This is a genomic window from Bradyrhizobium sp. (assembly GCF_019242285.1).
GTDB lineage: Bacteria > Pseudomonadota > Alphaproteobacteria > Rhizobiales > Xanthobacteraceae > Bradyrhizobium.
This window is the reverse complement of sequence record NZ_JAFAVV010000390.1, coordinates 1-9,331: the sequence shown is the minus strand read 5'-3', so window position 1 is coordinate 9,331 and position 9,331 is coordinate 1. Positions and strand designations below refer to the sequence as shown.

The 9,331-nt window shown below is 65.1% G+C and carries 10 protein-coding genes and 2 pseudogenes; 9 read left to right on the top strand and 3 right to left on the bottom strand.

Annotation, left to right across the window (positions count from 1 at the left end):
• Positions 1 to 339 (top strand): annotated as a pseudogene (locus tag JOY90_RS15060) (NADPH:quinone reductase); the annotation flags it as partial.
• Between the two features lie 5 nt (positions 340 to 344).
• Here JOY90_RS15060 and JOY90_RS15055 read toward each other — a convergent pair.
• Positions 345 to 818, bottom strand: a complete 474-nt coding sequence (locus JOY90_RS15055) for a DUF3775 domain-containing protein (RefSeq protein WP_291691909.1) — start codon at positions 816 to 818, stop codon at positions 345 to 347.
• A 115-nt stretch (positions 819 to 933) separates the two neighbouring features.
• Between JOY90_RS15055 and JOY90_RS15050 the strand changes: the two genes are divergently transcribed.
• From JOY90_RS15050 to JOY90_RS15035, 4 genes are all read left to right on the top strand, one after another.
• The gene (locus JOY90_RS15050; protein WP_291691910.1) at positions 934 to 1,776 is read left to right on the top strand and encodes an MBL fold metallo-hydrolase; all 843 of its coding nucleotides are present in this window, start codon (positions 934 to 936) and stop codon (positions 1,774 to 1,776) included.
• Positions 1,777 to 1,871: 95 nt separating this feature from the next.
• Positions 1,872 to 2,714 carry a fumarylacetoacetate hydrolase family protein gene (locus JOY90_RS15045; RefSeq protein WP_291691908.1) on the top strand — a complete coding sequence of 281 codons (843 nt, stop codon included), beginning with the start codon at positions 1,872 to 1,874 and terminating at the stop codon, positions 2,712 to 2,714.
• A gap of 130 nt (positions 2,715 to 2,844) precedes the next feature.
• A complete protein-coding gene (locus JOY90_RS15040; RefSeq protein ID WP_291691907.1) occupies positions 2,845 to 3,459 on the top strand; it encodes a glutathione S-transferase family protein in 615 nt (204 codons plus the stop codon).
• A gap of 17 nt (positions 3,460 to 3,476) precedes the next feature.
• Complete coding sequence (locus JOY90_RS15035) at positions 3,477 to 4,349, top strand: MBL fold metallo-hydrolase (protein WP_291691906.1); 873 nt, start codon at positions 3,477 to 3,479, stop codon at positions 4,347 to 4,349.
• Positions 4,350 to 4,580: 231 nt separating this feature from the next.
• On the opposite strand, the gene JOY90_RS15030 is transcribed toward JOY90_RS15035, so the two are convergent.
• Positions 4,581 to 5,123, bottom strand: a complete 543-nt coding sequence (locus tag JOY90_RS15030) for a methylated-DNA--[protein]-cysteine S-methyltransferase (RefSeq protein WP_291691905.1) — start codon at positions 5,121 to 5,123, stop codon at positions 4,581 to 4,583.
• 123 nt (positions 5,124 to 5,246) lie between these two features.
• Here JOY90_RS15030 and JOY90_RS15025 point away from each other — a divergent pair, with 123 nt between their 5' ends.
• The 4 genes from JOY90_RS15025 to JOY90_RS15010 all read left to right on the top strand — a co-directional run bounded on the left by JOY90_RS15025 (position 5,247) and on the right by JOY90_RS15010 (position 9,064).
• On the top strand, positions 5,247 to 6,053 hold the full coding sequence (locus JOY90_RS15025; RefSeq protein WP_291691904.1) for an alpha/beta hydrolase: 807 nt from the start codon (positions 5,247 to 5,249) through the stop codon (positions 6,051 to 6,053).
• Between the two features lie 92 nt (positions 6,054 to 6,145).
• On the top strand, positions 6,146 to 6,820 hold the full coding sequence (locus JOY90_RS15020; RefSeq protein ID WP_291691903.1) for a GntR family transcriptional regulator: 675 nt from the start codon (positions 6,146 to 6,148) through the stop codon (positions 6,818 to 6,820).
• A gap of 44 nt (positions 6,821 to 6,864) precedes the next feature.
• Complete coding sequence (locus JOY90_RS15015) at positions 6,865 to 7,665, top strand: phytanoyl-CoA dioxygenase family protein (RefSeq protein WP_291691902.1); 801 nt, start codon at positions 6,865 to 6,867, stop codon at positions 7,663 to 7,665.
• A 94-nt stretch (positions 7,666 to 7,759) separates the two neighbouring features.
• Complete coding sequence (locus JOY90_RS15010; protein WP_291691901.1) at positions 7,760 to 9,064, top strand: Gfo/Idh/MocA family oxidoreductase; 1,305 nt, start codon at positions 7,760 to 7,762, stop codon at positions 9,062 to 9,064.
• Between the two features lie 41 nt (positions 9,065 to 9,105).
• Here the strand turns inward: JOY90_RS15010 and JOY90_RS15005 are convergent.
• Positions 9,106 to 9,331, bottom strand: a pseudogene (locus JOY90_RS15005) (nucleoside-diphosphate sugar epimerase); the annotation flags it as partial.

Below are 9,331 nucleotides of genomic sequence, written 5' to 3'. Positions count from 1 at the left end.
GTGGTCGAGGTCGATTTCGGCGGCAATATCGCGACCACGCCCAGGCTGATGGCAATGAACTCGACCATTGCCGTCTATGCCACCCAGGGCAACCGCACGCCGGTGGTGCCGATGCGCGAACTGATGGAGAGATGCGTCAATCTGCGGGGGCTCGTGCTGTTCGCGCTGCCCTGGCCGCTCTTGTCGGCCGCGCAGGCGGACATCACGAAATGGCTCGCGGCAGATCGGCGCCTACACAACGTCGCGGGCCAATATGCACTATCCGACACCGCGCAGGCGCATGTCGCGGTCGAGAAAGGCGACAAGCTCGGCACCGTCGTCGTCGATTGCGCGCGATAGACGGATCATCCGCGGCCGGGGCGATCCTCGCTCCGCTCGCTCGGGCTGGCGGAATCGGCGGCAGTCTGCTCATCCGTCCAGTCGATACCGAAGGCGTCGAGGCCGTCGGCAAACATGTCGCCGAGCATCGGCTCGCCCAGGAGATAGCGTGCCGTCTCCGAGCGCGGGTTGTCATATTCGCCGCGGGCCTCGACGGCGCGGCCGCGCAGTTCGTCCCATTCATCGATGGTGCCATCGCCGCGGCCGAGCCACATCAACGCGACGAGATCGAGCTGCTCGTCCTCGTTCAGGGCGGTGATGAAGCCGGTGAGCTCGCGCACCACGGGATCGCGTCCATTGTCGTCGAGAACGTCGATCATCTCGTCGTCGGCGCCGCTCGAGCCGGAGTTCGGGTCCGCGTCCAGTTCCTTGACGTCGAACTCCCGCGCCTGCTCGATCAGAAAGGTCAGTTTTTCCGGTGAAATCGTCAGTTCGGGCATGCGGAACCTCTCTTTCCTGCTGCAACAACGCGGCATCCGTCAGGATGATCCATTGCGCACGCCGCCGGAAACCAGCATCTTGTCGGCCACAAAAAGCCCGGGGAGGAACGACGGCATGCACTGGAAGGTCGGCAAGGTCAGGATCACGAAGGTGGTCGAGCTGGAAACCATAGGCTCGACCCGCTTCATCCTGCCGCTCGCGACCCGCGAGGAAATCCAGCAGATGCCGTGGCTGATCCCGCATTTCGCCAACGAGGAAGGCCGGCTGAAAATGTCGATCCATTCGCTGGTGGTGGAGACGCCGACCCGGCGCATCGTGGTCGACACCGGGCTTGGCAACGACAAGAAGGGCCGCAACGTGCCGACCTGGAACGATCGCAAGGACCCCTTTCTCGACACCATGACGGAAGCGGGCTTCGCGCCCGACTCGATCGACACCGTGCTGTGCACGCATCTGCATGTCGATCATGTCGGCTGGAACACCAGGCTGGTCGAAGGCCGCTGGGTGCCGACCTTCGCCAACGCGCGCTATGTGTTCGGCAAGACCGAATATGAGCACTGGCGCGACCACAGCGACGCGCCGGACAAGGCTGCGGTGTTCGGCGATTCCGTGCAGCCGATCGTCGAGGCCAGCAGGGCCGACCTGATTGCAAGCAACGCGCGGCTGACCGACGAGATCAGCATGATCCCCACGCCCGGCCATAGCCCGGGCCATATGAGCATCCTGATCCGCTCGGAGGGCGAGCAGGGCCTGCTCACCGGTGATGTCGCCCATCATCCCTGCCAGATGGCGCATCTCGACTGGTCGTCGACGGCGGACTCCGACCCGCGGCAGTCGGCGGTAACGCGTCGCGAATTGTTTTCCCGCTTTGCCGATACGGAGACGTTGGTGATCGGTGGGCACTACGACGCCGGCCATATCAAGCGTGCCGGCGATGCCTTCACATTCATCGCATAGGGGCCATTCGGAAGCGACGGTATGGTTGAATTTCCCTACGCCCTGTTCCAAAAACGACTCCTAAGCCGAGGAAACCGACCAGGAAGGGTGAACAGATGAAGCTCGTTCGTTACGGCGCCAAAGGCCAGGAAAAGCCCGGCCTGATCGACCAGTCCGGTCAGTTGCGCGACCTGTCGGCCCACATCCGGGATTTCGATGGTGACGCCTATTCGCCAGCCTCGCTGAAGAAGCTCGCCGAGATCGACCCGGCCTCGCTGCCTGCGGTTAGCGGCAATCCAAGGCTGGGCGCGCCGGTGACCGGCATCTCCAAATTCATCGCCATCGGCCTGAATTACAGCGATCACGCCAAGGAAACCGGCGCGCAGATCCCGACCGAGCCGATCATCTTCCTGAAGGCCAACACCGCGCTGTCCGGCCCGAACGATGCGGTGGAGAAGCCGCGCGAGTCCACCAAGCTCGACTGGGAGGTCGAAATCGCGGCGATCATCGGCAGCCGCGCCAAATATGTCTCGGAGGCCGATGCACTGAACCATGTGGCCGGCTACTGCGTCTGCAACGACGTCTCCGAGCGCTACTTCCAGACCGAGCGGCTCGGACAATGGACCAAGGGCAAGTCACACGACACGTTCGGCCCGCTCGGCCCCTGGCTCGTCACCAGGGATGAGATTCCCGACGTGCAGAACCTCTCGATGTGGCTCGACGTCAACGGCCAGCGCCGCCAGACCGGTACGACCAAGACCATGATCTTCTCGATGGCGAAGTGCATCTCCTACGTCTCGCAGTTCATGACGCTGCTGCCCGGTGATGTCATCACGACCGGCACCCCGCCCGGCGTCGGCCTCGGCATGAAGCCGCCGCAATTCCTCAATGTCGGGGACGTCGTCACGCTCGGCATCGAGAAGCTCGGCGAGCAGCGGCAGGAGATCGTCGCGGCGTGAGCCGTTTCACCATCCGTCGCTGTCATTCCGGAATGGTGCGAAAGCGCCAGACCCGGATTCTCGGGATTCCGGGTTCGATGCTGTCGCATCGGCCCGGAATGACGAGCCTTCACACCAGGGGCATCACACCATGAAACTCACCTACTCCCCCGCCTCTCCCTTCGCCCGCAAGGTCCGCATCACCGCGATCGAGCTCGGGCTGATCGACAAGATCGATCTCACCCCGGTCACGGTAGCGCCGGGCACGCCGAACGACGAATATTCCAAGATCCACCCGCTGAAGAAACTGCCGGTGCTGATCCTCGACGACGGCGACGTCATCGTCGATTCCTACGTCATCGTCGAATATCTCGACGAGCTGGCCGGCGGCGGCAAGCTGATTCCGGCCGCCGGCCCGCTGCGCTGGAACGTCAAGCGCGACCACTCGCTGTTGCAGGGCATGCTCGATTCCATGCTGCTCTGCCGCTACGAGAACATCACGCGGCCGGAGGCGCTGCGCTGGAAGGCCTGGTCCGACGACCACTGGAACCGCGCCTGGCTCGGCATGGCACGCTTCGAGCAGTCGGACGTGCTGTCACGTTCGGAGCTCGACATCGCGCAGATCACGCTGGTATGCGTGCTGGGCTACGCCGACTTCCGCTTCGCCGATTGCGGCTGGCGCAAGGCCTATCCGAAGCTCGACGCGTTTCACCAGCGGATGCTGGAACGGCCGTCCATCAAGATCTCGGTCCCACCGCCGGCGTAACCTGTGGAGTTGTTTCAATGAGTCTCAAGCTGACTGCCGGCGACCTCGCCATCCATCGCGTCATCGAGCAGGAGACCACGTTCCTGCCGGCGCTGGAGCTGTTTCCTCAATTGCCTCCGGAGCTGCTCGCCGAGAACCGGGCGTGGCTGCGCGCCGCGGGCGCGATCGACGACCAGGACACGCTGATCCTGTGCTTCCAGTCCTACATCGTGAGGACGCCGCATCACACGATCCTGATCGACAGCTGCATCGGCAACCACAAGCCGCGGCCCACCCGGCCGAAATGGAACATGAAGACCGACGACACCTATATGAAGGCGCTCGGTGCCGCCGGCTTCTCCGTGAACGACATCGACTTCGTGATGTGCACGCATCTGCATGTCGATCACGTCGGCTGGAACACGCGGCTGGAGAACGGCCGCTGGGTGCCGACCTTCCCGAAGGCGCGTTATGTCTTCGCCAGGGGCGAGTACGACTACTGGACCGAGCAGAACGCCAAGGCGGAGGTGCCGCCCTTCGCCGACAGCGTCCTGCCGATCGTCGAGGCGAAGCAGGCCGACATCGTCGGCCATGACTTCTCGATCGGCGACCACGCGCGCATCCTGCCCACCCCCGGCCATACGCCGGGGCACGTCGCCTTCACCTTCGGCAAGAAGCAGGATGACGCCGTGTTTTTCGGCGACATGATGCACTCGCCGCTGCAGACCCTGCACCCGGAATTGTCGCCGAAATTCGACGTCGATCCGGCGCAGGCGGCGGTCACGCGCCGCGGCTTCCTGGAGCGCTATTGCGACACCGACACGCTGTGCTGCGCAGCGCATTTCCCGTCGCCGTCGGCGGGCAAGATCAGGCGCAAAGCCGGCGGCTTTTCATGCGAGATGGTGGCGTAGTCCGTGACCTCGGTTCATCTCTCCCCGCCTGCGGCCCGCCTGCGGGGAGAGGTCGGGTCGCGTAGCGATCCGGGTGAGGGGGACTCTCCGCGGATCCAACTCTCACCGCTTGCGTGGAAGCAGCCCCTCACCCCAACCCTCTCCCCGCATCCGCCTTCGCCCGAAGGCGGGCTTCGGCGGACAAGAGCGCGGGGAGAGGGAGTGCACCGTCATCGCGGCACGTCCCCCACCTCAATCAAACAGGCTCGGCGTGTGGTTGACCGCCGCGCCCTCGATCGCCAGCATTCTCAGCTTGGTCGAGACGCCGCCGCGCGCGGAGAAGCCGCCGGGCTTGTTGCCGGCCGCGAGCACGCGATGGCAGGGCACCACGATCGGGCACGGGTTGCGACCGAGCGCCTGGCCGACGTCGCGTGACAGCTCGCCGCCGCCGAGCCGCTTGGCGATGTCGCCATAGGTCATGGTCTTGCCCGGCGGGATCTTGCGCGCGATGTCGTAGACGCCGCGGTTGAAATCAGGCACGCCGTCGAGATCGAGCGCGATGTCGGCGAGATCGTCGGGCTTGCCCGCGAGCAGGCTGACGATGCGGTCGATCGCGCGCTTGACCTCTGTGGTCGGCGCAGCCTCCTCGATCTCGGCATGACGCTGGCCGATGCGCGCGACCGTCTTGTCGCGATCGCCCATCGGCAACTGCACGCCGTTGATGCCGCGCGGTCCCCACTCGATGCCGCAGATGCCGATTGCGGTGTCGAACAGGGCGTAATTCTGGCTGGTCATGGTCGGCTCCGTTGATCGCCCCATGTTGCGTTCTGCGGTGGAATCTAGGCTGGGAAATTGTTGCGATCCACCCGGTTTCCGGCAATCCTGCACAGGCAGTTCCACAGCTTTCCGCGAGCCCTCATGCAGACCCTGCGCGTCAACGGCTACGATATGGCCTATCTTGAGGTAGGAAATGGTGACCCCCTGGTCTGCGTGCATGGCACGCTCGGCGATTTCCGCACCTGGCATGGCGTGGTCGGGCCGCTGTCGCGGAAGCACCGCGTCATCGCGCTGAGCTTGCGGCATTTCTTCCCCGCGCATTGGGACGGCGTCGGTGACGATTACAAGATGGCGCAGCATGTCGACGACGTCATCGCCTTCATCGAACAGATCGAGCCGAAGCCGGTCGACCTGATGGGCCATTCGCGCGGCGGGCACATCGCGTTCCGTGTCGCGCAGCAGCGGCCCGGGCTATTGCGAAAGCTGGTGCTGGCCGAGCCCGGCGGCGAGCTCGACACCTCGCTGGATCCGTCGCCGCCTGTCGCCACCCCGCAACCGACGCGCATCGCCATTTCCGCCGAGATGATCAGGGCCGGTGACATCGACGGTGCGCTGCAGAACTTTTTCGACGGCATCGATGGCGACGGAGCCTGGGCGCGCCTCCCCGCCGCGCCGAGGCAGCAATTGCGCGACAACGTCTTCACGCTGCTCGGGCAGGTCAACGAGAACCGCCGGCCCTATTCGAAGGCAGATGCGCAATCGATCCGGACGCCGACACTGTTCGTCGGCGGCGCCGACACCAAAGGCCATCTGCCTGCAGTCACCCGGGCGCTCGCGCCGGAAGTCGCCGGAGCCCGGAGCGTCATGATTGCAGGCGCCCGGCACTGGATGTTCGAGCAGGCGCCAGAAGCGTTCAGCCGGATCGTGATGGAATTTCTGGCGGCTTGAAAGCTCCGATTGCCTCCCAAATAGGCGCTTGACCCCGACCGGAAGCAAAGCTAGATTTGAATACGGAATTCCGTATTCAAATGGATGCGATCATGATCCCGCTCGACCCCACACCCAATCTGACCGAGCAGGTCTATGCACGGATTCTCGAGGCGATCACGGATCGGACCCTGCTGCCGGGGCAGCGCATCACCCAGAACGAGCTCGCGGAAAGACTCGGCGTCTCGCGCCAGCCGGTATCGCATGCGCTGCACCAGCTCTACCGGCAGGGTCTGCTCGCCGACAGTGGCCGCCGCGGTTTCGAGGTGACGCAGCTCGATCCGGAGCGTATCCGCCAGCTCTATGAGGTGCGTAGTGCGCTCGATGGGCTTGCAGCCCGCCTTGCCGCGCAACGCGCGAAGATCGACGTCACCGGACGAACACGGCTCGAGGCCGCGCTCGCCGCCGGCCGCAGCGCGGACGGCACCACGCCCCTGGCACGGCTGATCACCTTCGACGTCGATTTCCACCGGGCGATCTACCGCCTCGCCGGCAATCCCGCGATCGAGGAGACGATCGCGCCGCAGTGGCCGCATATGCGGCGCTCGATGGCAACCGTGCTGGCGGAGCTCGACTATCGCGACAGTGCCTGGAGCGAGCACGAGACGATCGCCGGGCATATCCTGTCGGGCAATGCGCCCGGAGCCGAACGCGCGGCGCTCGCGCATGCGCTCGGCGCGGGGCGGCAGACGGAGGAGAGATTGAAGGCAAGCGACCGGGCGGCGTGACCGGTCGCGAGCCGGATCAACCAACAGAAGCAAGGAGGAAACCCATGAAACTCACCCCCGAACAGATCGCAACGTTCCATCGCGAGGGCTGGCTGTTGCTGCCCGAATTGTTCAACCAGGAAGAGATCGATCTGCTGGCGCGCGAAGCGGTCAACATCTACGACGCCAACCGCCCGGAGGTGTGGCGCGAGAAAAGCGGCGCGCCGCGCACCGCCTTCGCCGCCCATCTCTACAACGAAGCCTTCGGCCTGCTCGGCGCGCACCCGCGCATGATCGAGCCGATCGAACAGATCTTCGGCGAGAAGGTCTACATGCACCAGTTCAAGATCAATGCCAAGGCGGCCTTCACCGGCGACGTCTGGCAATGGCATCAGGACTACGGCACCTGGAAGCGCGACGACGGCATGCCGGAACCGCGCGCGATGAACATCGCGATCTTCCTCGACGAGGTGATGCCGATCAACGGCCCGTTGATGCTGGTGCCGCGCAGCCAGACTGCCGGCGACCTGAAAGCCTCGCATGATCTCGAGACCACCTCCTATCCGCTGTGGACGCTGGACGAGGAGACGGTGACGCGGCTGGTCGATCAGGGCGGCATCGTCGCGCCGACCGGCAAGGCCGGCGGCATGCTGATGTTCCACGGCAACCTCGTGCACGGCTCTGCCGGCAACATCACGCCATATCCGCGCAAGATCGTCTATCTGACGCTGAACGCGGTTTCCAACTACATCCGCACCCCGACGCGGCCGGACTACATCGCGCATCGCGACTTCACGCCGATTGAGACGGTGGCCGACGACGCGCTGGTCCGTCTCGCCCGCGCACCGCGCCAGGCGGCGGAGTAAGGCGCCGCGAGCACGGTGCACCTCTCCCCGCTGGAGAGGTGAGCGGGTGCGCGCGGCAACAGTGAACCCGTCATCCGACCAGGCTGTTTCTTTCATGAACCTGTTCTCCCTCCTCCAGGCGCGCCACAAGGCCGGCAAGCCGCTGCGCACAGCCCTGATCGGCGCCGGCAAGTTCGGCTCGATGTTTCTGGCGCAGGTGCCGCATGTGGCCGGGCTCGAAGTGCCCGTCATCGTCGACCTTGATCCGCAGCGCGCCAAGGACGCCTGCAAGACGGTGGGATGGGACGAGCAACGGATATCAGCGACGCGCTTTATCACCGATGGCGCGAGGGCCATCGACGGCGACATCGACGTGGTGGTGGAGGCGACCGGCAATCCCGCCGTCGGCATCCGCCATGCCCGGGCGGCGATCGCGGCCGGCAAGCACATCGTGATGGTCAATGTCGAGGCCGACGTGCTGGCAGGTCCGCTGCTCGCCGAGGAGGCGCGGAAAGCGGGCGTGGTCTATTCGCTCGCCTATGGCGACCAGCCCGCGCTGACCGCGGAGCTGGTCGACTGGGCCCGCGCCACCGGCTTTCGCGTCGTCGCCGCCGGCAAGGGCACCAAATATCTGCCGGCCTATCACGATGTGACGCCGGAGGGCGTCTGGCAGCATTACGGCCTGGCCGCGAGCGAGGCGCAGTCAGCCGGCATGAATCCGCAGATGTTCAACTCCTTCCTCGACGGCACCAAGTCGGCCATCGAGATGGCAGCGATCGCCAACGCAACCGCGCTCGACGTGCCATCGAACGGCCTGCTGTTTCCGCCCTGCGGCGTCGACGATCTGCCGCATGTGATGCGGCCGCACGACAAGGGCGGCGTGCTGGAGCGATCGGGCGTGGTCGAGGTGGTGTCCTCGCTGGAGCGCGACGGCCGTCCGGTGTTCCGCGATCTGCGCTGGGGCGTCTATGCCGTGCTGGAAGCGCCGAACGACTATGCCGCCGACTGCTTCAAGCAATATGGGCTCAAGACCGACGCCAGCGGACGCTATGCCGCGATGTACAAGCCCTATCACCTGATCGGGCTTGAGCTGAACATCTCGATCCTGTCCGCGGCGTTGCGCAAGGAGCCAACCGGCGCGCCCTATGGCTTTCGCGGCGACGTCGCAGCGGTGGCCAAGCGCGCCTTGCGCGCGGGCGAGATGCTCGACGGCGAAGGCGGCTACACGGTGTGGGGCAAGCTGATGCCGGCCGCCGCTAGCCTCAAGGCCGGTGCGCTGCCGATCGGGCTCGCGCATCGCGTCAAGCTGAAGAACGACATCGCGCATGGCGCTGTCGTGTCGTGGGCCGACGTCGAGTTCGACGCAACCAACGACACCATCAAGACACGCAAGGCGATGGAGGAGAAGTTCGCGAAGTAGCCTCCCTCTCCCCGCAAGAACGGGGAGAGGGAGAAGAAAGATCACGGCAACAGCCCCTCCTCTCGCGCGATCCCGAACCACTTCCGGAACATGTGCTCGGTGTCCATCATCTCGGTGAAGCCGGCGCGGTTGATCTTCACGGTCGAGACGATCGAGGGCGGACCGGACTGGGTCTGGCCATAGCGCATGCTGTAATCGGCATACTGGAACGACAGCCCGACAAATTCGTTCAGAGATGGCGCAACCAGATTATGCTTGCGCCGCAGC